This is a genomic window from Pseudomonas sp. F220 (genome assembly GCF_057813935.1).
Window position 1 is genome coordinate 1 of the sequence record NZ_JBVASJ010000019.1, and the last position, 24,053, is coordinate 24,053.

Here is a 24,053-nt window from a genome sequence, read left to right on the forward strand (position 1 = left end):
GCTGGGGCTGGTCTCAATACTGGATACGATAAACCGGCTTAGCCGCATAGCTTGAACCGCCGTATACGGAACCGTACGTACGGTGGTGTGAGAGGACGGCGGGGGTGACCCCGCCTCCTACTCGATTTCAACTAACCCTTAATGGGCAAACAACGAATTACCCTTTTGCCCGGCCAGTTTCTCCGGTTTGATCAGGAACCGCGCCAACGCGGGCAACAGCCACAACGCGCCGAACATGTTCCACAACAGCATGAAGGTCAGCATCAGGCCCATATCGGCCTGGAACTTGATTGCCGAGAAGATCCAGGTGCAGACACCGATGGCCAGGCACAGACCAGTGAACAGCACCGCTTTACCGGTGGATTTCAGTGTCTGGTAATAGGCCTCTTGCAGTGGCAGACCGGCACGCAGGAAGCTTTCGAGGCGGCTGTAAATATAGATGCCGTAATCGACACCGATCCCCACGCCCAGCGCCACCACCGGCAAGGTCGCGACTTTCACGCCGATGCCCATGAAGGCCATCAGGGCGTTGCCGAGCACCGAGGTCAGCACCAGCGGCAGCACAATGCACAAGGTCGCCGCCCATGAACGGAAGGTGATCATGCACATGGTCGCCACACAGATGTACACCAGGACCAGGATGGTCAGCTCCGACTCCTTGATCACTTCGTTGGTGGCCGCTTCGATCCCGGCGTTACCGGCCGCGAGGATGAATTCCAGGCCGTCCTTGTTGTTCTCCTTGGCGAACTCCTGCACCGCATGCACCGCGCGATCAAGGGTTGCGGCCTTGTGGTCGTTGAGGAACACCAATACCGGCGCCAGCGAGCAACTGTTGTTGTACAGACCATCAGCACGAGCGATGGAGTTGTTCAACACGTCCGGATTGCGCGACAGGGTTTCCCATTTCAGGTTGCCCTCGTTCATGCCCTTGATCATCTGCTTGGAGACCGTCACCAGGGAAATCGCCGACTGCACGCCCTCGGTATTCTGCATCTTCCACATCAACTCATCGATCGGCGCCATTGCGGCGTAACGCGAGCAGCCTTCCGGGGCGGTCTTGACCATCACCACCAGTACATCGGAACTGGTGGAGTAGTTGCTGATGATGAAGTTGTTGTCCTTGTTGTAGCGCGAATCAGGACGCAGCTCCGGCGCACCTTGATCGAGGTCGCCGATCTTCAGGTTCTGGCTGTACCAGAGGCCACCGCCGAAGGCCAACAGGGCCAGGGCAATCGACACCGGTGCGACTTTCGGGCTGGCAAAGTTCGACAGCAAGCGCCAAAACGGATGTTCGCGCACCGCGTCTTTCTTACTGCGGTCGACGGCGCGCTTGCTGATGCCGACGTAGGAAATCGCTACTGGCAACAGGATCAGGTTGGTGAACACAATCACCGCCACGCCGATGGACGCGCCGATGGCCAGTTCGCGAATCACGCCGATATCAATGATCAGCAAAGTGATGAAGCCCACCGCATCGGCCAGAATCGCGATCATCCCCGGCAAGAACAACTGCCGGAACGTCCGCCGCGCGGCAGTCAGGGCGTTGTCGGCCCCGCTGGACTGCAAGGCGATACCGTTGATCTTCTGTACGCCATGGGAAATACCGATGGCGAAAATAAGAAACGGCACCAGCATCGAATACGGGTCCAGCCCGAAACCGAAAGCGTGCATCAGCCCGAGTTGCCAGACCACCGCCACCAGCGTGGTACTCAACACCGCGACGGTACTGCGCAGGCAGTTGGTGAACCAGTACAGCAACACCAGGGTGATGATGAAAGCGATGCCGAAGAACATCACCACCATGATCAGGCCATCAATCAGGTCGCCGACTTTCTTGGCGAATCCGACGATGTGGATCTTCACGTTGGGGTTTTGCGCTTCGAACTTGTTACGGATTTTCTCTTCAAGCTCATGGGAGAATTTCTGGTAATCCAGTGCAAGCAACTTGCCCTGGTCTTCCGGGTCCGGATAGGACTCCAGCAACGGGATATCGACAATGCTCGATTTGAAATCGTTGGATACCAGGCGACCGACCTGGCCGGACTTGAGGACGTTATTGCGCAACAGCTCCAGGCTGTCGGCCGAGCCGTTGTAGCTCTGCGGAATCACCTCACCACCGGCGAAACCTTCCTCGGTTACTTCAGTCCAGCGAACGCTGGGGCTCCACAGGGATTTGAGGCCGGAACGGTCAACACCGGAGATGTAGAACACCTCGTCGTTGATCTGCCGCAGAGTCTCCATGTACTCCGTGGAGAAAATGTCGCCATCGGTGGCTTCCACCGAGATCCGCACAGTGTTGCCCAGGTTGGCCAAATCGTTGCGGTGCTCAAGCATCTTCTCGATGAAGGGGTGTTTGAGCGGAATCATTTTTTCGAAGCTTGTGGACGGCCGGATCAGCGTTGCTTGCCAGAACAGGAAAACGCTGACCAGCAGACAGATGACGATCACTGCCGGGCGGTTGTTGAAAATCAGGCGTTCGAGATACGTTGCCTTGTCTTGGTGATGACTGCTTATGGAAATCTGTTCTTCGTGCTGACTGCTCATGAAAATCCCCGCCTTCTTATTATTTGCCCAGCTCAGCGCCGGTTGGCGTGGTAGCGCGAACGCCGCCCTGTCCCACCAGAATCAAGTTGCCATTACCCGCCGCCGTGACCGCCGACAAGGAAATGCGGTCAGGTCGATTGAATACGCTGAAGGTCAAGCCATCGTCGCTACTGCGCACCACGCTACCGCCGTTGCCGACGATGACCAGCGAACCGTCGTCGAGCAATGCTGCGCCGGACAGACCGAATTCGAGTGCACCGCGGGCGGCTTTCAGCTCAACCGGCGCCCAGGTGCTGCCGAAATCAGTGGAACGAAACAGATTGCCGCGCAGACCGTAGGCCAGCAGTGTGCCGGGCTGGCGGGTCCCAATCACGCCAAATAACGAACCATGATACGGGCCCTCGAGGCGCTCCCAGGTTTGTCCCCAATCGGCGGAGCGGAACATGCTGCCCTGCTCGCCGACGATAAACAGACCGCAATTCTTGACCGCCGCAATGCCATTGAGATGGTATTGGTCTTGGTTGTCCAGGCGATCGCTGGCGTCTTCCCAGTTCTTGCCGCCGTCGGTGGTTTCCAGCAGCGCGCCATAAGCGCCCACGGCAAAGCCGTTGCTGGCGTCCTTGAACCAGACGTCAAGCAGCGGCGCTTCACGCTTCAAGTCTTCGAATTGCTTGGTCCAGGTTGCGCCGCCGTCTTCACTGGCGAGAATCTGCGCGTCATGCCCGACCGCCCAACCGTGTTTGTCGTCGACAAAGAACACCGCCGTCAGCAGCTGTCGGCTCGGGACTTTGGCCTGGGTCCAGGTTTTGCCCTGGTCATCGGAATAGAGAATATGACCGCGATCACCCACGGCTACCAGACGCGCGCCGGCATGCACGACGCCAAGCATCAGGCCTTTGGCAGACTTTGCGGATTCAATCGAATAGACAGTGTCGACCGCCGCCGTGGCAGCGGCCTGGACGGGTGTCGACAGAGCAGCAACACCCAACAGCGAGAGCGCTGTAGCCAGCAACGCGAATCTGCGTAACGCCGGCGGGCGGCAAAAAACCACACCCATGACAGGCTCACTCATAGACCTTTCCCCCATTATTATTGTTAGGTCATTCAACCTTTCAGGGCACCGTACAGGGCGTTTTTTCCGATTTGCCGTTTCGGATCGTTGTCCTGAAACCAGCAATCTAGAGCCCCTTCTGAAGCTGACCTATCCTATCCAGCTTTGGAAAGGTCTGACAATCGACGTCACGTTATCTTTTGTTAACCCGGCGCTTTGGTGTAGAGCCTGAATGGCGAGACATTCGCTGGCATGATGAATAAAGGCCGTTAGATGGCCTTTATCAAGGAGATGGGGGGGCGTAGCCTTAAGACTTCTTTGTCAGAGTACATATCCGTTTTTGCGGTAACGGCAGCTGACGGTTTCTCCATTACGGCGATTTGACCGGGTACATATCCGTTACTGCGGTAACGACGTCTTACTGGTTTCGCCCTTACGGCGACTCACTTTTTTCAAACGCCAAAAAAGTAAGCAAAAACGCTTGCCCCCCCATCCGGTCCCTCGCCCAGGCTCGCCATACCCTCGCTCCGGTGCCATCCAGGGGGCGCCGCATTGCGGCGGAACTCGGCTTCGCCGAGGGGCGCTTCGCGCCATCCCCCTGGATGACACCTCCGCTCGGCTCTACTGGAAAAGGGGCCGGGTCCTAGCCTGTAACAGCAACGCTCATCAGAGGCATTGAAGAACTGTTACGAACACTTTTGGCTTCGCTTGCTCGCTTGTTCGCTTGTTCGCTTGTTCGCTTTGGCTTTGGCTTTGGCTTTTGATCTTGATCTACCCGCCCCTTCGGCAGGCCGAGTGGTGGGGTTCATCAGGGGATTGCGCGTAGCGCCCTCGGCGCAGCCGAGGACATCGCATGGAGGTCGTAGCGAAGCAGACCGGAGGGCGATGCCCCCTGATGGACACCACAGCGAGGGAACGCGGAGCCTTGGCGACGTGCCGAACGCTTGGGGCAAAGCGTTTTTGGTTCCTTTTTCGGCGCTTGTAAAAAGGGACTCGCTGTAAGAGCGAAACCGCCAGCCGCCGTTACCGCAGGAATGGATATTCACACCGACCAAAAGCCAAGATCAAAAGATCGCAGCCTCCGGCAGCTCCTACAGTGAGATTAGGTACACCCGCAAAGCGATAGTTCGGCTGTCAGGCCGCCTTCGCGGGCAAGCCCGCTCCCACAGGGTTCAGCTGAACACCTGGGGAACGGTGACCCACTCAGGCCAGGCTTTTGCTGACGACTTCGAAAACGTCACTGGAAAGCTCGCCCGACGCACGAATCCGCTCCAGCGCCCCCTTCATCAACGCCTGACGAGCACCGTCGTACTTGCGCCAGCGAGTCAACGGCGCCAACTGCCGCGAAGCAATCTGCGGATTGAACGCATTCAGCTGAATCACCAGATCCGCCAGGAAGCGATAACCAGAACCATCCGCCGCATGGAAGTTGATCAGGTTCTGCCCGGCAAACGCACCGACCAGCGCACGAACCTTGTTCGGGTTCTTCAGGTTGAACGCCGGGTGCTCCATCAACGCCTTGACCCGCTGCAAACCGCCCGGCAAACCGCTACCGGCCTGGACACTGAACCACTGATCCATGACCAACGGGTTGTCTTTGAAGTTTTCAGCAAAGGTCGCCAGGGCCTTGGCCTTCTCTTCAACGAATGGCGAGTTGACCAATACCGCCAGTGCGGTCAGGCGCTCGGTCATGTTGTCGCAAGCGTCAAACTGCTCAAGGGTCGCAGCCAGAACTTCCGGCTTGCCGCTAAGCATCAGGTAGGACAGCACGATGTTTTGCAGGCCACGACGGGCAAAGTGTTCGGCCTCGGCGATGTAAGCGGTCTTTTTCGACAGCTCGCGGTTAGCCTGATAACGCTGCCACAAACCCTCGAACAGACTGTCCGCCAATTGCTTGCGAGCGAACTCGCGAGCGGCATGGATCGCGTCCACGTCAGCCACTTCGCTGATTTCAGTGAGGTAGGCTTCGCTCGGCAACGAAAGCATTTCCGCGACCATTGCCTGATCCAGCGCCTCGTCCGCCAGCACTGTGCGCAACGCCGCAACCAGGCGTTGATCCAGCACCAACGCAGTGCCCTGCTGATGCTGAGCGATCAATTCCTGCAGCACCTGCACCGACAATTGCTGGCCAGCTTCCCAACGATTGAAGCCGTCGCTGTCGTGTTGCATCAGGAACATCAGCTGGTCGCGATCGTACGGGAAGCTCAGCTTCACCGGTGCCGAGAAGCCACGCAGCAAGGACGGCAACGGCTTTTCAGCGATGTCGACGAAGGTAAAGGTCTGCTCGGCTTCGGTCACCGACAGCACACGGGAGGTACCGACAGCGGCGGCTTCACCGGCCAGACGCAGTGCAATGGCGCCACCTTTGGCGTCCAGCAGGCCGAGTTCGATCGGGATCACAAATGGCAGTTTTTCAACTTTGTCAGGGGTCGCCGGGTAGCTCTGGAGGAAGGTCAGGCTGTAGGTTTTCGCTGTGCTGTCATAAGCCTCGCTGACGGCCAGACGCGGCGTACCCGCTTGGCTGTACCAGCGCTTGAACTGGGTCAGGTTGACGCCGTTGGCATCCTCCATGGCCTTGATGAAGTCGTCACAGGTTACAGCCTGGCCGTCATGGCGCTCGAAATACAGGTCGCTGCCTTTGCGGAAACCTGCTTCACCTAGCAAGGTGCGAATCATCCGCACCACTTCCGAGCCTTTCTCGTAGACCGTCAGGGTGTAGAAGTTGGAGATTTCGATAAAGCTTTCCGGGCGCACGGCGTGAGCCATGGGGCCTGCGTCTTCGGCGAATTGGTGAGTGCGCAGGTAGGCCACGTCCTCGATGCGCTTAACGGTGCGCGAGTTCATGTCGGCAGAGAATTCGGCATCGCGGAACACCGTGAAGCCTTCCTTGAGCGACAGCTGGAACCAGTCGCGGCAGGTCACGCGGTTGCCCGACCAGTTGTGGAAGTATTCGTGGGCGACCACTGCTTCGACCCGCTGGTGCGCAGCGTCGGTGGCAGTTTCGGCACGGGCCAGCACGCAGCTGGAGTTGAAGATGTTGAGGCCCTTGTTCTCCATGGCACCCATGTTGAAGTCGTTAACCGCAACGATAATGAAGATATCCAGGTCGTACTCGCGGCCATAGACCTCTTCGTCCCAGCGCATGGATTTCTTCAGGCTGTTCATGGCGTGCTGGCACTTGTCGATGTTTTCCGGCTCGACGTAAATGCGCAGCGCCACCGAGCGCTCGGTCATGGTGGTGAAGGTGTCTTCGACGCACCACAGGTCACCGGCCACCAGCGCGAACAGATAAGCCGGTTTCATGAACGGGTCTTCCCAGGTCGCCCAGTGCCGACCATCCTCTTCCGGGCCGCTGGCAATCGGGTTGCCGTTGGACAACAGTACCGGATAGCGGTGCTGCTCGGCGCGGACCGTGGTGGTGAACTTGCTCATCACGTCCGGGCGATCGAGGTAGTAAGTGATCTTGCGGAAACCTTCAGCCTCGCACTGGGTGCAGAACATGCCGCTGGATTTGTACAGGCCCTCCAGAGCGGTGTTGGTTTCCGGGTGGATCTTGACGCTGGTGTCGACGGTGAACGAAGTGCTCGTTGGATGCAGGGTCAGGTGATGCTCTGTCAACTGATAACCGGTCAGCTGGCCATCGGAGGCGGTCAGATCACGGTCAGCCAGTTTCACCGACAGCAATTCCAGCTGCTGGCCATCCAGCACCAGCGGTGGCAAACCCGCGCCGCGGGCCGGGTTGCGGCGCATCACCAGTTGCGCATGGACCAGGCTGTGGTCCTCGAACAACTCGAAGGTCAGGTGCGTCTCGTCGATCAGGTACTCGGGCGCCTGATAGTCCTTCAGGTAGATCATCTTCGGTTGTTCGGTGCGCATGCTGGAGTCCTTCTACTGATGCACGGCGAGCTGATAGGCCGTGTATTTACGAATATTGATAACGCCGGTATCAAAGATCAGGTACTGGCCCTTGATCCCCATCAGCGTGCCTTCGACAATCGGGTTCTTGTCCAGGTTGAAGCTGACGATCTTGGCCGGGTACTGCTCGACCGGATAGCGGATGTCGATCGGCTCAACATCATTGACCACCTGGATGGCCTGCAGGCCAAAGCGTTCCTGCAACCCCAGCAGACCTTCGGCACAGCTGTCGAAAAGCTGATCGCGCACCTGCTTGAGATCCACCGCTTCAGCGTCGCCCTTGAGCAATGCACGCCAGTTGGTTTTGTCTGCCACCTGACTGCGAAACAGGTCTTCAACGAACCCGGATTGCTGGCGAGTCGAGACACGCATGATCGGCAATGCCTGACTCGCGCCCTGATCAAGCCAACGAGTCGGCAGCTGTGTCGCGCGGGTAATCCCGACTTTGACCCCTGACGAATTGGCCAGATAGACCACGTGATCGGTCATGCAAAATTGCTCGCCCCAGGCCGGATCGCGACAGGTGCCCGCGGCATAGTGGCAGCGCTCCGGGCTCATGATGCAGATATCGCACTGGGCCAGTTTGGTCATGCACGGGTAGCAGTAACCCTGGCTGAAGCTGGTTTTGGTCTTGCGCCCGCAATGGGTGCAGTGGATCGCCCCCAGGTACTCGAGGCGCACTGTGGTACCGATCATTGGGTTGACCGGCACCTCGGTATCGCCCAGACGAAAAGCGTATTGAACGGCCGACGCTTCGAGTCGCGCCGACATCTTGCTGATTGCACCGCGGCCAATCTCGATCAATGGATGGCTTCCGATTTGAACAGGATGTTCGGTACTGGCGCCGACTTGGAGCTGCACTCCTGCGGGCCCATGTAACCGGTTCGCTCGTCCTCGGGCAGATTCTGGATTTCCCAGGCGATCATGGCTTGCAGCGACAGCTCGCGTTGCTCAGCGGTCAGCTTGCCTCCGTCGGACCATTTGCCGATCTCTACCGCCAGTTTCAGGTTCTGGTAGATATCCGGGGTGATGTTTTTGATCATGTCGTTAAAAGAGGACATCAGGTTCTCCGCGCTCTTTATTCATATAACAATTTTTTAGACGGCCAGTTTACGGCGGCTGAACAAACCACCCAACAAACCAGTGAAGCATCCGACGATCAACCCGCCGACATGCGCCGCATTAGCAATTTCACCAAAGCCGATCATCGAGATCAGCCCGGACATACACAGCAGCAGCCACACCAGCATCATCACCAGCACCCCACGGGGCAGGCGATAAGCCGGGTTCGGCGACAGCATCTGATAGATCCAGCAATGCCCTAGCAGGCCATAAAGTACGCCGGACAAACCGCCAAACAAGGTCGGACCGCTGAAATAATACTGGGCGTAATTGGACGCCAGGCTGAACAGCAGCGTCAGGCCCAACAGATTGATACTGCCCTGACGTATCTCGATGCGACGACCCAGTTCCCAGTACCACATGCCGTTCATGGCCAGGTGAAGAATGCCGAAGTGGATCAGCATCGGTGTCACCAACCGCCACCACTGCCCTGCTGCGAGGCTGTCAGCCAGCGGCGTGAACTGGATGTACTCGCCCACCACGCGAAACTCGAGAAAGGTCAGCCAGCGCACGGTGTCGAGGTTGTCGCCGAGCATCGTCACACCACCTACGATCAGACACAGCAGCAAGATCAGCGCAGTCACCGGGCTGTGGCGCAACTGCTCGACAAAGCCCGGACGATGCATCGCGGCCTGGGTTACCGGGATGTCCAGCCGCTGCTCGGGATCACCGGCAGGGAAACGTTCGTACAGTGAACGCACGTCCTCACTGATGCTGGCGGGCACCCACAGCACCTGCTCGCCGGCCTCTTCGCTGACCCGATGCGGCACTTGCATGCGTTGCAGCAGTTTAACGAAACCACTCAGGTCGACCGCCAGCGGCAGCCGCAACACGGCGACGGCGCTCATTGCAGCACCTCCGGGCGTTCGACATCGACCCACACGAACTTGTGCGGATCGAGGCGGGTTTCCTGGTCCAGTCGGTAGGCGACCAGTTTGCCGTAGAGCACCGCGCTGTAATCCAGGCAAGCCAGGTTCGGCCGGATCGGCGCCGGTTTGCCACTGCGCCAATAGTGACCGACGAACAACAGCGGCTCGTCGCTGCCATAGCGCAGCAAGGTGTTTTTCTCGATAGAAGACAGCGGCGTCTGGGCGATCGGCTCGGGTAACGCATCGGGTTGGAACACAATGTCTCCGTAGGTTTGCGGGTCGTCTTCCCAGAACTTGGTGCGGAAGAACGCCCGGGTCAGGCCGTCGCCACTGGTCATGGTCAAACCGTGGGGCAGACGCATGTCAGTGCCACGCAACAGGCGATCGAACACCGTGCAGGCAAAACTGCCGGGCACGGCGGCGGCCTGGAGAAAGTGTTCGTCAATACAGCCATTGTGATGCAGCGCCTGCAACGGCTCGATCAGCCCGGCATCCCAGCAGGCATGCACCACGCGGAAGCGCCCGGCGTCGATGAACAGCGGCATCTCGTAGAACCACTGAAGGAAGTCGTGCCAGTCCGCCGGATGCTGAGCAAATTGGGTCAGGGTTTCGTCGATCAATCGTGCATGGCGTGGCGTATGTTCGCGCACGTACTGCTTGCCGCTGCCTGGCGGAGCCGGCGTGCTCCAGCCGAGTGCGTTGAATTCATGGTTGCCCATGATGCACAGCGCCTGACCGGCTTCGACCATGTCATGAACGATATGCAGCGCTTCGCGAATCCGCGGGCCACGGTCGATGATATCGCCGAGGAACACCGCCATCCGCGAGGGATGGCGCCAGACACCGGCCAATTTTTGGTACCCGAGTCGGTCGAGCAAATGCTCAAGGGTATGAGCGCAACCGTGCACGTCACCGATCAGGTCGTAGCTACGCGCGGGATCGAGCATCAGTCGCCTCCACCACCCAATCGACTGCCCCAGCCAAGTTTGGTCCGGCACACTTCGTAATAGTTGTGGTCCAGAGGATGGATCAGGCGCAGTTTTTGCGCCTTCTTGCTGACAGTGATGGTGTCGCCGGGCGCACAGGTGAAGTGATTCTGGCCGTCACAGGAAACCTGCGGGTAAATCTGCATATCCTTGGACACGACGATTTTCAGCTCACTGTTGCCATCGACCACAATCGGCCTTCCAGACAAGGTATGGGGGTACATGGGGACGATAACAATGGCATCGAGTTTCGGATGCATGATCGGCCCGCCTGCCGATAGCGCATAAGCGGTCGAACCGGTTGGCGTCGCGACGATCAGGCCGTCAGCCTTCTGGCTGCAGACGAATTGGCCGTCGATGTACAGCTCGAACTCGATCATCCGCGTCGACTTGCCGGGGTGCAGCACGACGTCGTTCAGCGCATCGCCCTGGCCGATGGCCTCGGCGTGGCGGCGGACTTCGGCTTGCAACAGGAAGCGGTTTTCCACCAGATAGTGGCCGTCGAGCACTTCAGCGACCTTGACTTCCAGCTCGTCGGGGCGGATATCGGTCAGAAAGCCCAGGCTGCCGCGGTTGATCCCCAGCACCGGCACGTTATGCCGCGCCAGCGCCCGGGCGGCGCCCAACAGGCTGCCGTCACCGCCGACGACGATGACCATGTCGCAGACTTCACCGAGCATTTTCCGTGAGGAAGTTTGCAGCCCGTGGCCTGGGAGGACTTCAGCGATGGTGTCTTCGAGGATCACATGCAGGTGCCGCTCGAGCAGAAACCTTTTCAGTCGGCGAACCGTGTCGAGTACCTGGGAACTGCCCAGGCGACCGATGATGCCGATATTACGAAATTGCTCCATGGGGTTCCTGCGAAGTTCTGGGACGGGCGAAAAAGTCGATTATGGGCGAAAGCTGGCCGCAGACAAAATCCTTTCCCCTACATAAACGGCTATGCTCGCAGAATGATACTGTTTCCTGGCTTACTCAACCTACCCCGCCAGTTGCGCCATCCCGAAGTGCGCGACCTGGCATGGGTCATCCTCGCGCCGCCGATGCTCAGTGAAACACCCTGGCCGCAACGCCACCCTCTGGCCGGCAGCGATTGGGTGCAGGCTCCCGAACAACTGGCGCACTGGCTCAAACAGCTGGACCGGAATAGCGCGTCTTTGCAGCACTGGTTGGCTCTGGGCCCGACCCGGCGTCTGGGCCTGTATTACGAACGCCTGTGGCAATTCGCCGTGCAGCACGCTCCCGGTGTCGAATTGATAGCAGCCAATTTGCCGATCCGCCGTGAAGGCCACACCCTCGGCGAGCTGGACATGCTGCTGCGCGATCGCGATGGCGTGCACCATCTGGAACTGGCGATCAAACTCTATCTGGGGCCGCAGCGCGGAGACGGTCATGACACCGCGCAGTGGCTCGGCCCCGGTTGTCATGACCGTCTGGACCGCAAGCTGGCGCACCTCAGCCAGCATCAGTTGCCGATCTCCGCCCGCCCCGAAAGCCGCGAAGCGCTGGCGGCACTGGACATCCAGCACTTCAGCGCGCAGCTGTGGTTGGGGGGCTATCTGCTTTATCCGTGGCCGGGCAAGTCTCAGTCACCGGTTGGCGCCCACCCGCAGCATTTGAACGGCAGCTGGTTGCACCAGCGTGACTGGGCGACATTTATCGTCGAAAGGCCGCCGGGGCGTTGGCAACCCCTGCCCCGTCATGCCTGGCTGGCACCGGCGCATTACCCTGCCGATCAGACGTGGGATACCACTCGTCTGGATGCTTGGCTGGCCGATCTGGATCCCCAGGCGTCCGCCCAGTTGCTGGTGCGCCTGACGGAAAATACCGCAGGCGACTGGGAAGAAGCCGAGCGGCTGTTTCTGGTGGCTGATCTTTGGCCGAATGTGCCGGGTACACCGTAAGGTCTTTAGCGTCTGTACCGATGCCTTCGCGGGCAAGCCTCGCTCCTACGGAGTATGCGCGGTCCTGTAGGAGCGAGGCTTGCCCGCGATGGGAGCGACGCGGTTTAAGGAGTACCCACCGACAACCGCACTGCCAACGCCGCTAATGTCACCAGCAACACCGGCACGGTCAGCACTATCCCGACCTTGAAGTAATACCCCCAGCCAATCTGGATGTTCTTGCGCGCCAGTACGTGCAACCAAAGCAGCGTCGCCAGACTGCCGATTGGGGTGATTTTCGGCCCCAAGTCACTGCCAATGACGTTGGCGTAGATCATCGCCTCTTTTACAACACCCACAGCCTGGCTGGCGTCGATGGACAACGCGCCGATCAACACCGTCGGCAGGTTGTTCATGATTGAGGAGAGCAACGCCGTCAGCAGGCCGGTGCCCATGGCCGCGCCCCAGATGCCATAGCCGGCAAACCAGTCCAGCAACCCCGCCAAATGCCCGGTCAGCCCGGCATTGCGCAGGCCATAGACCACCAGATACATGCCCAGAGAGAAAATCACGATCTGCCACGGTGCCTCTTTCATGACCTTGAGGGTTGAAATTTTGTGACCGTGGGCTGCAATCGCCAGTAGCAGGGCCGCACAAGCCGCCGAAATGGCACTGATGGGAATCCCCAGCGGTTCCAGGGCGAAGCACCCCACCAACAAAATGATCAATACCCACCAACCGGCAATAAAAGTCGCCTTGTCGTGAATCGCATGCTCCGGCTTTTCGAGCTGTTCAGGATCGTAATCACGGGGAATGTCGTGACGGAAAAACCACATCAGCACGCCCAACGTCGCCGCTACGCTGACCAGGTTGACCGGCACCATCACCGCCGCGTACTCGTTGAAACCGATTTTGAAGAAGTCCGCAGAAACGATATTCACCAGGTTTGAGACCACCAACGGCAAGCTCGCGGTATCAGCGATGAATCCCGCGCCCATTACGAACGCCAGGGTCGCCGCCGGAGAAAAACGCAAGGCCAGCAGCATCGAAATCACAATGGGCGTGAGAATCAATGCAGCTCCGTCGTTGGCGAACAACGCCGAAACCAACGCCCCCAGCAACACCATAAAGGCGAACAACTTGCGCCCGCTGCCACGCCCCCAACGGGCGACATGCAAGGCTGCCCAGGCAAAGAACCCGGCCTCATCCAGCAATAGACTGATGATGATCAACGCCACGAACGTTCCGGTGGCATTCCAGATGATCTGCCACACCAGTGGAATATCGCTCAGATGCACCACGCCGCTGAGCAGCGCCAGAACCGCGCCGAATACCGCGCTCCAGCCAACACCAAGGCCTTTGGGCTGCCAAATCACCAAGGTAATAGTCAGCAGAAAAATCAATGAAGCTATCAGCATGCAAAGCAGCCTTGGAAAGGGGTAAAAAAGTTGTCGTTTAAGGGTTCAGCAGCAACGGGCGGGACGGTCATCCATAGCCTGTAGACGCTGAAAATCGGCAGCGAGCCAGGCAGTATTGGCCTCCAGCGCACCGTTCAACAGCGTCATGACCCATCCGGATAATTCCGGGTGCAGGCGATAAAACACCCACTGCCCCTGACGACGGTCAGCCAGCAAGCCGCCGCTGCGCAGTTGCGCCAGATGACGAGAGATTTTTGGCTGACTCAGATTTAGCGCCGCGGTCAGTTCGCACACACACAGTTCGCCCTCTCTGGTGATGAGCAAGGCGATCCGGCTGCGAGTGTCGTCGGCGAGGGATTTGAAGATATCGACGGGACTGGGAGTTTCGGACATGGCAGAGAGCAGGCGTCTGGATATACGGAATGCAGAATATATGGATATTCGTATATTCAGTAAAGCGGAGATTTGGATGAGCCCTGTCCAGAGGAGGACCGCATAATCTGTATCGCCTGTCAGGCCGCCTTCGCGGGCATTCACCTCACATCCCCCAACCTCAGACCTTCTTATGCAGCTCGACCCAATCCCCGTAGGCATTGATAAATTTCTGCAGGAACGGCCGGGTCGCCTCAGAAAGCTTGCCCGCTTCGTCGAATGCAGAGCCTGCGCCGCTCAGATAGGCTTCGGGTTGCTGCATGCACGGTACGTTGAGGAACACCATAGACTGGCGCAAGTGGTGGTTGGCACCAAATCCCCCGACAGCCCCTGGCGAAGCACTGATCACGGCGCCCGGTTTGCCGTTCCAGGCACTTTTGCCATAAGGGCGGGAACCGACGTCAATTGCATTCTTCAAAACACCCGGCACGGAGCGGTTGTATTCGGGGGTGACGAACAACACCGCGTCGGATGAGCTCACCTGTTGTCGGAAAGTGCTGTAGGCTGCCGGCGGTGACGCGTCAATGTCTTCGTTGTAGAGCGGCAGATCACCAATCTCAATGATATTTAGCTTGAGATTGGCGGGTGCCAGGTCTGCCAATGCCAGCGCGACCTTCCGGTTGATCGACTGTTTTCTCAAGCTGCCGACCAGAACTGCAATCGTGTAGACGTTGCTCATTGAGGATTCCCGACTATCTGGCTATAGGAGCCTGTAGTTATAGATGATTCGGACGGCATAACAACCAATCCGCTTCGAGGAATCGGTCCTCACGACTATTTTTTCCACCAGGAAAACTTACCCCGCCCAACTACGGTCTACAGAACCGCAAATTGAGTGATTTTTCTCCAGAGGTTCTAAACAGATGGCAGCAGTACTCGTCGGACAATTCCATGCAAGAGACGCGGAAGGCCGTGTCTATTCAGTGCATGAGTTCCAGGACTCCACCCCTTCGCAAGACGGCCAGGCTGGCTCGGAGCCTGTTACTACCTATCGCCTGGCCATTGGCGATCGGGTCGACAAACTGAATGATAACGAGTTTCAGTTGAAACAATCGGGCGTCACTATCACTCGCGAACCCGAAACATACGTCGCCTCATAACCCCGTGTTATGAGCTGAAGTCATATGCGCGGACTTGGGTTAGGATTCAGTCACTGAATCCCTTACCTGCTGGACATGGACTTCACGCATGCGTTTACGTCATATCGAAGTGATCCAGGCGCTCCTGCAAACCAGTCATCTGGGCACTGCTGCCGAGTTGCTGCAATTGTCGCTGGCCGAGGTTGAAGCGATCCTGCGCGATGCCGAGGGTCAACTCGGCTTCATGCTGTTCGCCAGCGTGCGCGGGCGGCTGCAAGCCACTCGCGAAGCGCGGGAACTGCAAGTCGAAATCGCCCACGTATACGAAGCGTTTGAGCCTGTGCAGCGATTGGCCAGCAGCCTGAAGCAGTATCAGGCGCCCCCTTTACGGATTATCTGCACGCCCCCGCTTGCGCAGCAATTACTGCCACAAAGCATCGCGACCCTGCGCCGACATTTTCCCGACGCGCCCTGCAACCTTTCCAGCCAACCCACCCGCGACATCATCAAAAGCCTGTTGTTACGGGAAAGCGATCTGGGCTTGAGCCTGCACAATCCTGATCATGGCGATATCCACTGCCAAGTGCTGGCTCAGGGCAAACTGCAACTGCTGGCCCCCCATGGCTGGCTGCAACCCAAGCAGAAATATATTTCGTTGCAGGATCTGGCAGGCCAGTCGATGGTCGGCCTGGAAGGTCATGACCCGCTCAGCGTGATGCTCGACAGCAAGCTGCAAGCCTTGCACCCGGCCCCGATGATCCAGATCCGGGTGCAGACCTATCAGATGATGCGCAGCATGGTCGAGGCCGGGGAAGGCCTGGCGATCGTCGACCCCTTTACCGCGCTCGGCGCACGGGCCGGTGGCCTGGACGTGTGCCCCCTGTCACCGCCAGTACCGATCACGCTGTACTCCCTTTCGCTCAAGAGCTGCACACCCTCGCCCGCCTTGCAGGCACTGCTGGAGATTGTCACAGAGAAAGCCGAGGCGATGCTGGCGGGTTGATCGCTGGCTTAATCCAGCGAATGTTCAAACAACCGATACCAGAAAATCGCGACCTCAGACGTTTGCGGATCGATACCGCGATAGCGTAGATGATCAACCCCACCGATCACGTAACCGCAGCGTTCGTACAGCCGACAGGCGCCCAGATTATTGTTTTGGGTTTCCAGCATGATGCCCGGCAATTTCTTCTTGCGACTCCAGAACTGCGCGACATCCAGTAACGCCTTGGCCACCCCGTGCCGGCGCGCCGGTGCATGCACCGCCAGCTCATCGATATGGGCAAAACCGTTCCAGTTGGTACTGACCACCACATGTCCCACTGGCTGATCATCGAGATAGGCCATGAAAATAGCGCTGTCAGCGGCGTCGCGGTAACTGTTGAACTCTTCCGGGTCGATGCCATAACACTTGCGATAAGGCACGATTTTCTCAACCGGCCATTGGTCAACGCTTTGGCCGACTTGCGCCGCCGCGTAGGTACTGACCTCAAAACTGAAATCACTGCCCCAGATGTAGGTGGCAAAACCATCATCGGCAACGCGCACGGACAAGCCTGGGTATTTGGGATTCATGACAGGCTGCATGGCAGGGAACGTCCTCAAACCTTGATGCAATCGACGGTATAGCAACGCCCATTGCCTTCATCTTCGTGCTGCAAACCATGCACGTCCGCGACAAATCCGGGGAAGCTGCTATCGAAAGTTCGGGCGAACGCCAGGTAGTCGATGATCGAGCGGGTCGACTCGGTGAAGCGCTCGCCGGGCATGATCAGTGGAATGCCAGGTGGATACGGCACCAGCATTACCGCGGCGATCCGCCCTTCCAGGGCGTCGATGGAGACGGCTTCAACCTCACCACGTACCAGCTGATCATAGGCGTCTGCAGGCTTCATGGAAATTTCCGGGAGCACGGTATACATGCGTTTGAGGTGCTTGGCGGTGGCATTGCTGCGATAACAGGCGTGCAACTGGTCACACAGATCCCGCAAGCCCATACCCTGATAACGGGCAACGTCCTGTTTCGCTACACACGGCAGGCAGGTCGCGAGGCTGACGTTGGCGTCATAGTTGCGCTTGAACTCCAACAATTCGGTAAGCAGTGTGCTCCACTTGCCTTTGGTGATACCCATGGAGAACAGCACCAAAAATGAGTACAGACCGGTCTTTTCCACCACCAGTCCACGCTCCCAGAGGAACTTGCTGACCACCGCTGCCGGAATACCGCGCTCGCTCAATGCCCCGCCAGCCGTTAGCCCGGGCATGACCAGCGTGACCTTGATCGGATCGAGCAGTACGTAATCTTCAACAATGTCGCCGAAACCGTGCCAGTCAGCCTCGGGCTCAAGCAGCCAGTCAGCGGTGGTGACCCGATCGATACCTTCAACCGACGGCGGCTGCCAGATCGAGAACCACCAGTCATCCGCGGCGATATGCTGACGCAGATTGGCCAGCGCACGGCGAAAACTCAGCGCCTCATCGAACATTTCCTGCAACAGCGAACGGCCTGTCGTGCCTTCCATCATCGCTGAAGCAACATCCAGCGAAGCAATGATGCTGTACTGCGGCGACGTGGAAATATGCATCATGAACGCTTCGTTGAAGCGATCACGGTCCAGTTGCCGCGCACCGCCGTCCTGCACGTGGATCATCGATGCCTGACTGAAAGCCGCCAGCAGTTTGTGCGTGGAATGGGTGGTGAACACCAAGGGACTATCGGCCGTGCGCGAAGTACCCATGCCATAACGCCCGGCAAAGAATTCGTGAAACGCCGCGTAGGCATACCAGGCCTCGTCGAAGTGCAGTACCTCAACGCTGTTACCCAGCGTCTTTTTGATCAACTCGGCGTTGTAGCAGAGACCGTCGTAAGTCGAGTTGGTGACCACCGCCAGCTTGACCTTGGGCGGTCGGCCTTTGGTCAACGGGCTGGCATCAATCTTGGCCTTGATCGACTCAGGGCTGAATTCACTCAGCGGGATAGGCCCGATGATGCCCAGCTCATTGCGCTCCGGGCACAGGTACAGCGGAATGGCGCCGGTCATGATGATCGAGTGCAAAACCGATTTGTGGCAATTGCGGTCCACCAACACCAGATCGTCGCGCCCGACCATGGAGTGCCAGACAATCTTGTTGGCCGTTGAAGTGCCATTGATCACGAAGAAGGTGTGATCGGCGCCAAAATTACGGGCAGCGCGGGCCTCTGCTTCAGCCAACGGGCCGGTGTGATCGAGCAGCGAGCCCAGTTCCGGCACCGAGACCGACAAATCCGAGCGCAGGGTATTTTCCCCGAAAAACTGATGGAACGCCTGCCCCACCGGGCTTTTGTGATAGGCCACGCCGCCGCCGTGACCGGGAGTGTGCCAGGAGTAATTGGAATCTGCGGTGTGTTGCACCAGCGCTTTGAAAAACGGCGGCAACAGACCATCAAGGTAGTTACGAGCTGCCCGCGCCACCTGCCGCGCCAAAAACGGCACGGTGTCTTCGAACAGATAGAGAATGCCGCGCAGCTGATTGAGCTCGCTCATGGCGTCGGCTGGGGCGTTTTCCAGGGTCACCTGCTCACCCAGGGCGAAGATCGGCAGGTTCGGCGCACGGACACGGGCCAAACGGATCAACTCGGCCATGTTCTGTAGCAGATGGGTATTTTCTCGGGTGTCTTCGGCTGCAATCAGCATGCAGGCCAGGCCATGGTGAGTCGAGGCAACCAATCGTCCCTCGGTGTAGTCCACCGCAGAAACAACGCTGAAACCTTCCTGCTCCAGCTCCCGGGCAATTCCGCGGACCCGATCACCGGCAACGGTGTCGGCCTTGATGTCGCGGTGCACGATAAGGACGGGGAATTTCAAGTCTTTGTACATGGGGCTCGGCGTCCTGAGACGGCAGACCGAAGCCTGCCAATGTCCTCAGGGTAGAGGGTTGAGACCTCTGTGGCGAGGGGCATCCTCGTTAGCAGAAGTTAACCCTTGGCCTCAGCCAACTGCACCCAAAGCGCTGGAGCACCGGCGGACTTGGCGATCGCTTCCATCCGCGCCACATGTTCGGCCAGGTCATTTTCACTGGCATGAATGATCCGGGTTGGTTGACGATCGGCAGGCAAGCGACGAATCTCGCTAGGCCGGTTACCCGAACCTTCGCCCGAACCGTTACCGTCTGACGCATTGCCGGCCAGGGACAGGCTGGTCTGGCCACCAGTCATGGTCAGGTAGACGTCGGCAAGGATCTCGGAGTCGAGCAAGGCGCCGTGCAGTTCACGACCGGAGTTATCGACGCCGTAACGTTTGCACAAGGCATCGAGGCTGTTGCGCTGCCCGGGGTGACGCTCACGGGCCATCATCAGGGTGTCGAGGATCGTGCAATGCTGAGTGATATCAGCCCGATCCTTTTGGCCCATCAGGGCGAATTCATTGTTGATGAAGCCGACGTCGAACGCCGCGTTGTGGATGATCAGCTGCGCACCTTTGATGAATTCGAAGAACTCATCAGCCACTTCAGCGAAACGCGGTTTGCCCACCAGGAATTCGTTGGTGATGCCATGGACGCCGATGGCACCCTCATCACTTTCCCGGTCAGGCTGCAGATAAACATGGAAATGCCGACCGGTCAGGCGCCGACCGATCAACTCGACGCAACCGATTTCGACAATCCGGTGGCCGTCGGTCACCGGCATGCCGGTGGTTTCGGTATCGAGTACAACGGATCTGTTGGCCATCAGGGGTCAGCTCTCAACGGTTCATTCGTGCAAAAGCTGCAATGTTAACACGCTCGCTAGTGTCTTTCAGATACACCGCGTTGCGCCCATCGCGAGCAGGCTCGCTCCCACATTGAATTGGGAGTGCACACTGAATTTGTGCTCAACGGAAAGCAAATGTGGGAGCGAGCCTGCTCGCGATTAGCCGCGACACGGTCAAACAGTCATACCGAAATCAGGACTGCTTGTACCCACGCACTTCATCAACGCCACGGTTGGCCAATTGGTCGGCGCGCTCGTTGCCGTGATGACCGATATGCCCGCGAACCCATTTCCAGGTGACGTTATGACGATTGACCTGCTCATCGAGCATCTTCCACAGGTCAGCGTTTTTCACCGGTTCCTTCGCAGCGGTTTTCCAGCCGCGTTTCTTCCAGTTGTCCATCCATTCGTTGATGCCTTTCATCACGTACTGCGAGTCGGTGACCAGCAGCACATCGCAAGAGCGCTTGAGCTCTTCCAGGCCACGAATCGCCCCCATCAGTTCCATACGGTTATTGGTGGTGTTGGCTTCGCCACCCCAGAGTTCTTTTTCAACGCCCTTGCATACTAACAACGCGCCCCAGCCGCCTGGGCCAGGGTTACCCTTGCAGGCGCCGTCGGTGAAGAGTTCTACGCTATCGCTATCGCTCATGCCAACCTATCCAGAAAATGCGTGTGGCTTGCCGATCGTTGACCGACAACGCCCGAGGCCGGGCAAGCCCGGCCGGCCAATATAATATTAAAGAGAAAGAGTGTTTTACGGCTCGATGTGGCGCCGATTAACCTTGGCCATCGGCAACGGAATCAGCTTGCCCATTGGCTCGCGGCGAACCTGACGCACCGGCCTCAAGCCGACCACGATCTTGCGGGCCACTAATAAATAGAAGCCCCCACCGGAAAGCTGCCAATCGCCGGCCTTGCGTTCCCATCCGGCTAGACGGGCCTGCCACGCTGGGGACGCAAGCGGCGGACGATAGCACCCGAAGCGGCGTTTCTCCAGCGCAAAGCCCAGCAGGTTCAGCCAGTCACCCACCCGTGAAGGCGAAATGCAGCGGGCCTTGCGTAGCGCGTCATGGGCGAACACATGGCGTAAGCCCCACGCGCTCCAGGGGTTGATGCCGACAATCAGCAAATGTCCGCCAGGACGCACGCTACTGGCGGCTTCACGGAGCAAACCATGGGGCGACAGGCAAAAGTCCAGGCCATGCTGCAATACCACCACGTCGGCGGCATGCTCACTGAGCGGCCAGGCCTGCTCCTCACAGACGATCTCCACCCCCGGTAGCGGCGCACCGAGCCGGACATTGCGCTGCACCTGCGGCGCCGCTGGCGGCGTCTCAGCCGAAGGGCCGTAATGCACAAGGTAGCCGCCAAAGAACCGCCCCAGCTCGTCTTCGAGCATGCGCCGTTCTTCATCCAGCAAAAATTGCCCGATGGGACCTGCCAGCCACTCACGGGCCGCGCTGATCAATGCCAGCCAGTCAGGATCAGCCTGAGCGAACGCTTTATCGGTCATTGCATTCTCCAACTCGCCAAGAAGTTCTAAGATGCGCCATTGTTTTCCGCTTGGCGAATCCGACGATGATACAGATCAGTGCCCTGCCCGCCTTCACCGACAACTACATCTGGTTGTTACAAGATTACCGCACCCAGCGCTGCGCCGTGGTCGACCCGGGCGATGCCGCACCCGTGCAGGCATGGCTTGAACAACATCCAGAGTGGACACTCAGCGACATTCTGGTCACGCACCATCACCATGATCATGTCGGTGGCGTCGAGCAACTGAAAAAGCTCTCTGGCGCCAAGGTCTACGGTCCGGCGAGCGAAAACATTCCGGCGCGCGATGTGGCCCTGAACGACAACGACCGCATTAGCGTACTCGGCTGGGAATTCGAGGTGCTAGCCGTTCCAGGCCATACCTTGGGGCATATTGCATTTTATCATCACGGGGTGCTGCTCTGTGGTGACACGCTGTTCGCAGCCGGTTGCGGGCGTCTGTTTGAAGGCACACCGGAGCAGATGCACAGCTCATTGACACGTCTGGCGGCGTTGCCTGAAGACACGCAGGTGTACTGCACCCATGAATATACCCTGAGCAATCTGCGCTTTGCCCAAGCGGTCGAACCGACCAACCCGGACATCGCCGAACGTCTGGCGAAAGTCACTCAGCTGCGCGAAGCCGGTCGCATGACGCTACCCTCGAACCTGGCCCTGGAAAAGCTCACTAACCCTTTCCTGCGTACTGGCGAAACATCTGTTAAACAAAAAGCGGACGAACGGAGTGGTCTGGATAACCAGGGTCCGAGTACGGTTTTTGCTGCCTTACGTGCTTGGAAAGATAAGTTCTAAGCCGGGCCACTATTGGCACAAAAATTCTGAATGGTTGACCGCACCCTGTGCGCTTTCTAGAATCGCCCGACATTTTTGCCCGGAACTTACTTCCAGCCAATGTCGTCATCTATTCGTAAAGCCATCAATTCAGACGCATTGACCCGCTTGGCTCAAGCCATCGCGGTGGCTGTGTCCGCCACCCTGGCGGGCTGCCAAAGCACGAGTTATGCCCCGCAAACCGACGCGGCGCACACCCCAAATATTTCTAACCGTATCAAGCAAAAACCCATTTGGCTCAGCGAAAAACCAAGTCCGCTAGCCGCTCAGGATGTCTGGGAGCGCATGCGCCTGGGCTTCCAGTTGCAAGAGGGCCTTGGCGTCAACCCGCGCATCGAGCAACAGCGCCTGTGGTTCGCCAGCAATCCATCGTTTCTGGAAAACGCCGGTGACCGCGGTAGCCTGTATATCCATTACATCGTCGAACGCCTTGAAGAACGCAACATGCCGCTGGAGCTCGCGCTGCTGCCAGTGATTGAAAGTGCCTACAACCCAATGGCCTATTCCCGGTCTGATGCCGTTGGCCTGTGGCAGTTCATCCCGTCCACCGGGCGCTACTACAACCTGCGTCAGACCCGTTTCTACGACGGCCGCCGCGACATCACCGCTTCGACCACCGCGGCACTGGATTACCTGACCCGTTTGCATGACATGTTCAACGGCGACTGGCTGCTGGCCCTCGCGGCCTACAACTCCGGTGAAGGCACTGTCAGCCGAGCCATCGAGCGCAACGAAAAGCTCGGCCTGCCGACCGACTACTGGAACCTGCCGTTGCCTGCGGAAACCCAGGCTTATGTACCTAAATTGCTGGCCTTGTCCCAAGTCGTGCTGGCACCGGAAGCCTATGGCATCAACCTGAGCCCGATTGCCAACGAACCCTATTTCCAGGTTGTCGAAATCAACCAGCGCATGGACTTGTCCCGTGTCGCTGCCGTGGCCAATATCGACGAAGACGAATTGTTCCAGCTCAACCCGGCCTTCAAACAACGCACCACCATCGACGGCCCCCAGCATTTGCTGGTGCCAACGTCCAAGGCACAGTTGCTGACCGCCAGCCTGTCGACCATGAAACCGGAAGAACTGATCAGTCAGCGCCCGCTGAAACCGGTCTTCGACGGCATGGGCAGTCGCGAGTCGGGCAAGTTGAAGCGCAGCTACCGGGTGAAAAACGGCGACAACCTGACGCTGATCGCCAAGGCCAACAAGGTCGACGTCAAGGACCTGCAACACTGGAATAGTCTGACCGGCAAAAACCTGAAAGTCGGCCAGACACTGGTCATGCGGGACACCAGCAAAGGCAAAAGCAACAACGTTGCCAGCAACAAGAAGTCAACCCAGTACAAGGTCAAGCAAGGCGACTCGCTGTATATGGTTGCCAAGCGTTTCAATGTAGAAATGCAGCACCTCAAACGCTGGAATCCGAGCACGGCCCATGCACTGAAGCCAGGACAGATGTTGACGGTTTATTTGTCGCATTGAATTGATGTGAGGCCAAAAAGATCGCAGCCTGCGGCAGCGCCTACAGGGGACTGCGTGCATACCGGAATTACGGCGTGCACACGGACTCTCTCGTAGGAGCTGCCGCCAGGCTGCGATCTTTTTAGGGCGCGCCCAGTGCTTTGGTGCACGACCTTTTT

Annotated in this window: 21 protein-coding genes; 5 read left to right on the forward strand and 16 right to left on the reverse strand. The window is 58.4% G+C overall.

From position 1 onward, the window contains the following. Positions 1–138 precede the first annotated feature (138 nt). From ACZYSM_RS17155 to ACZYSM_RS17190, 8 genes are all read right to left on the reverse strand, one after another. Positions 139–2,544, reverse strand: a complete 2,406-nt coding sequence (locus ACZYSM_RS17155) for an efflux RND transporter permease subunit (RefSeq protein WP_489072777.1) — start codon at positions 2,542–2,544, stop codon at positions 139–141. Positions 2,545–2,563: 19 nt separating this feature from the next. Beyond that, entirely contained in the window at positions 2,564–3,616 is a 1,053-nt protein-coding gene (locus ACZYSM_RS17160) for a WD40/YVTN/BNR-like repeat-containing protein (RefSeq protein ID WP_489072779.1), read from the reverse strand. Positions 3,617–4,798: 1,182 nt separating this feature from the next. Beyond that, positions 4,799–7,471 carry an aminopeptidase N gene (gene pepN, locus ACZYSM_RS17165; protein WP_489072781.1) on the reverse strand — a complete coding sequence of 891 codons (2,673 nt, stop codon included), beginning with the start codon at positions 7,469–7,471 and terminating at the stop codon, positions 4,799–4,801. 12 nt (positions 7,472–7,483) lie between these two features. Then, positions 7,484–8,314, reverse strand: coding sequence for a DUF2797 domain-containing protein (locus ACZYSM_RS17170; protein ID WP_489072783.1), 831 nt, complete (start codon positions 8,312–8,314; stop codon positions 7,484–7,486). Continuing rightward, a complete protein-coding gene (locus ACZYSM_RS17175; protein WP_489072785.1) occupies positions 8,311–8,571 on the reverse strand; it encodes a YeaC family protein in 261 nt (86 codons plus the stop codon). Before ACZYSM_RS17175 ends, ACZYSM_RS17170 begins: the two co-directional genes overlap by 4 nt. Positions 8,572–8,607: 36 nt before the next feature. Further along, the gene (locus tag ACZYSM_RS17180) at positions 8,608–9,480 is read right to left on the reverse strand and encodes a rhomboid family intramembrane serine protease (RefSeq protein ID WP_489072787.1); all 873 of its coding nucleotides are present in this window, start codon (positions 9,478–9,480) and stop codon (positions 8,608–8,610) included. After that, the gene (locus ACZYSM_RS17185) at positions 9,477–10,448 is read right to left on the reverse strand and encodes a metallophosphoesterase (protein ID WP_489072789.1); all 972 of its coding nucleotides are present in this window, start codon (positions 10,446–10,448) and stop codon (positions 9,477–9,479) included. Before ACZYSM_RS17185 ends, ACZYSM_RS17180 begins: the two co-directional genes overlap by 4 nt. Beyond that, positions 10,448–11,338, reverse strand: coding sequence for an NAD(+) kinase (locus ACZYSM_RS17190; RefSeq protein ID WP_489072791.1), 891 nt, complete (start codon positions 11,336–11,338; stop codon positions 10,448–10,450). Before ACZYSM_RS17190 ends, ACZYSM_RS17185 begins: the two co-directional genes overlap by 1 nt. On the opposite strand from ACZYSM_RS17190, the gene ACZYSM_RS17195 reads away from it, so the two are divergent. Beyond that, a complete protein-coding gene (locus tag ACZYSM_RS17195; RefSeq protein ID WP_489072948.1) occupies positions 11,240–12,391 on the forward strand; it encodes a DUF1853 family protein in 1,152 nt (383 codons plus the stop codon). The genes ACZYSM_RS17190 and ACZYSM_RS17195 overlap by 99 nt on opposite strands. Before the next feature lie 104 nt (positions 12,392–12,495). On the opposite strand, the gene ACZYSM_RS17200 is transcribed toward ACZYSM_RS17195, so the two are convergent. The 3 genes from ACZYSM_RS17200 to ACZYSM_RS17210 all read right to left on the reverse strand — a co-directional run bounded on the left by ACZYSM_RS17200 (position 12,496) and on the right by ACZYSM_RS17210 (position 14,899). Then, entirely contained in the window at positions 12,496–13,788 is a 1,293-nt protein-coding gene (locus ACZYSM_RS17200) for an arsenic transporter (RefSeq protein WP_489072793.1), read from the reverse strand. A 45-nt stretch (positions 13,789–13,833) separates the two neighbouring features. Then, positions 13,834–14,181 (reverse strand): metalloregulator ArsR/SmtB family transcription factor, encoded by a 348-nt coding sequence (locus ACZYSM_RS17205; protein ID WP_489072795.1) that lies wholly within the window; start codon positions 14,179–14,181, stop codon positions 13,834–13,836. 160 nt (positions 14,182–14,341) lie between these two features. Continuing rightward, entirely contained in the window at positions 14,342–14,899 is a 558-nt protein-coding gene (locus ACZYSM_RS17210; RefSeq protein ID WP_489072797.1) for an NADPH-dependent FMN reductase, read from the reverse strand. Between the two features lie 184 nt (positions 14,900–15,083). Here ACZYSM_RS17210 and ACZYSM_RS17215 point away from each other — a divergent pair, with 184 nt between their 5' ends. Continuing rightward, on the forward strand, positions 15,084–15,320 hold the full coding sequence (locus ACZYSM_RS17215) for a hypothetical protein (protein ID WP_489072799.1): 237 nt from the start codon (positions 15,084–15,086) through the stop codon (positions 15,318–15,320). Positions 15,321–15,408: 88 nt separating this feature from the next. Then, on the forward strand, positions 15,409–16,302 hold the full coding sequence (locus ACZYSM_RS17220) for a LysR substrate-binding domain-containing protein (protein WP_489072801.1): 894 nt from the start codon (positions 15,409–15,411) through the stop codon (positions 16,300–16,302). Positions 16,303–16,310: 8 nt separating this feature from the next. Here the strand turns inward: ACZYSM_RS17220 and ACZYSM_RS17225 are convergent, their stop codons facing one another. The 5 genes from ACZYSM_RS17225 to ACZYSM_RS17245 form a co-directional block, all read right to left on the reverse strand. Further along, complete coding sequence (locus tag ACZYSM_RS17225; protein WP_489072803.1) at positions 16,311–16,886, reverse strand: GNAT family N-acetyltransferase; 576 nt, start codon at positions 16,884–16,886, stop codon at positions 16,311–16,313. Positions 16,887–16,900: 14 nt separating this feature from the next. Then, a complete protein-coding gene (locus ACZYSM_RS17230) occupies positions 16,901–19,156 on the reverse strand; it encodes an Orn/Lys/Arg family decarboxylase (RefSeq protein ID WP_489072805.1) in 2,256 nt (751 codons plus the stop codon). A 98-nt stretch (positions 19,157–19,254) separates the two neighbouring features. Then, complete coding sequence (dnaQ, locus tag ACZYSM_RS17235) at positions 19,255–20,007, reverse strand: DNA polymerase III subunit epsilon (protein ID WP_489072807.1); 753 nt, start codon at positions 20,005–20,007, stop codon at positions 19,255–19,257. 214 nt (positions 20,008–20,221) lie between these two features. Next, positions 20,222–20,680, reverse strand: a complete 459-nt coding sequence (gene rnhA / locus ACZYSM_RS17240; RefSeq protein ID WP_419115802.1) for a ribonuclease HI — start codon at positions 20,678–20,680, stop codon at positions 20,222–20,224. A 105-nt stretch (positions 20,681–20,785) separates the two neighbouring features. Continuing rightward, the gene (locus tag ACZYSM_RS17245; RefSeq protein WP_489072809.1) at positions 20,786–21,544 is read right to left on the reverse strand and encodes a methyltransferase domain-containing protein; all 759 of its coding nucleotides are present in this window, start codon (positions 21,542–21,544) and stop codon (positions 20,786–20,788) included. 65 nt (positions 21,545–21,609) lie between these two features. Between ACZYSM_RS17245 and gloB the strand changes: the two genes are divergently transcribed. Further along, on the forward strand, positions 21,610–22,377 hold the full coding sequence (gene gloB, locus ACZYSM_RS17250; RefSeq protein ID WP_489072811.1) for a hydroxyacylglutathione hydrolase: 768 nt from the start codon (positions 21,610–21,612) through the stop codon (positions 22,375–22,377). 99 nt (positions 22,378–22,476) lie between these two features. Further along, complete coding sequence (locus ACZYSM_RS17255) at positions 22,477–23,895, forward strand: transglycosylase SLT domain-containing protein (protein ID WP_489072813.1); 1,419 nt, start codon at positions 22,477–22,479, stop codon at positions 23,893–23,895. Positions 23,896–24,053: the final 158 nt, after the last annotated feature.

Excerpts from the sequence above, each read along its gene's own strand:
- ACZYSM_RS17155 (WP_489072777.1), bottom strand. The coding sequence starts at position 2,544 with ATGAGCAGTCAGCACGAAGAACAGATTTCCATAAGCAGTCATCACCAA.
- ACZYSM_RS17160 (WP_489072779.1), bottom strand. The coding sequence starts at position 3,616 with ATGAGTGAGCCTGTCATGGGTGTGGTTTTTTGCCGCCCGCCGGCGTTA.
- pepN (WP_489072781.1), bottom strand. The coding sequence starts at position 7,471 with ATGCGCACCGAACAACCGAAGATGATCTACCTGAAGGACTATCAGGCG.
- ACZYSM_RS17175 (WP_489072785.1), bottom strand. The coding sequence starts at position 8,571 with ATGTCCTCTTTTAACGACATGATCAAAAACATCACCCCGGATATCTAC.
- ACZYSM_RS17180 (WP_489072787.1), bottom strand. The coding sequence starts at position 9,480 with ATGAGCGCCGTCGCCGTGTTGCGGCTGCCGCTGGCGGTCGACCTGAGT.
- ACZYSM_RS17185 (WP_489072789.1), bottom strand. The coding sequence starts at position 10,448 with ATGCTCGATCCCGCGCGTAGCTACGACCTGATCGGTGACGTGCACGGT.
- ACZYSM_RS17190 (WP_489072791.1), bottom strand. The coding sequence starts at position 11,338 with ATGGAGCAATTTCGTAATATCGGCATCATCGGTCGCCTGGGCAGTTCC.
- ACZYSM_RS17200 (WP_489072793.1), bottom strand. The coding sequence starts at position 13,788 with ATGCTGATAGCTTCATTGATTTTTCTGCTGACTATTACCTTGGTGATT.
- ACZYSM_RS17205 (WP_489072795.1), bottom strand. The coding sequence starts at position 14,181 with ATGTCCGAAACTCCCAGTCCCGTCGATATCTTCAAATCCCTCGCCGAC.
- ACZYSM_RS17210 (WP_489072797.1), bottom strand. The coding sequence starts at position 14,899 with ATGAGCAACGTCTACACGATTGCAGTTCTGGTCGGCAGCTTGAGAAAA.
- ACZYSM_RS17215 (WP_489072799.1), top strand. The coding sequence starts at position 15,084 with ATGGCAGCAGTACTCGTCGGACAATTCCATGCAAGAGACGCGGAAGGC.
- ACZYSM_RS17220 (WP_489072801.1), top strand. The coding sequence starts at position 15,409 with ATGCGTTTACGTCATATCGAAGTGATCCAGGCGCTCCTGCAAACCAGT.
- ACZYSM_RS17225 (WP_489072803.1), bottom strand. The coding sequence starts at position 16,886 with ATGCAGCCTGTCATGAATCCCAAATACCCAGGCTTGTCCGTGCGCGTT.
- ACZYSM_RS17230 (WP_489072805.1), bottom strand. The coding sequence starts at position 19,156 with ATGTACAAAGACTTGAAATTCCCCGTCCTTATCGTGCACCGCGACATC.
- dnaQ (WP_489072807.1), bottom strand. The coding sequence starts at position 20,007 with ATGGCCAACAGATCCGTTGTACTCGATACCGAAACCACCGGCATGCCG.
- rnhA (WP_419115802.1), bottom strand. The coding sequence starts at position 20,680 with ATGAGCGATAGCGATAGCGTAGAACTCTTCACCGACGGCGCCTGCAAG.
- ACZYSM_RS17245 (WP_489072809.1), bottom strand. The coding sequence starts at position 21,544 with ATGACCGATAAAGCGTTCGCTCAGGCTGATCCTGACTGGCTGGCATTG.
- gloB (WP_489072811.1), top strand. The coding sequence starts at position 21,610 with ATGATACAGATCAGTGCCCTGCCCGCCTTCACCGACAACTACATCTGG.
- ACZYSM_RS17255 (WP_489072813.1), top strand. The coding sequence starts at position 22,477 with ATGTCGTCATCTATTCGTAAAGCCATCAATTCAGACGCATTGACCCGC.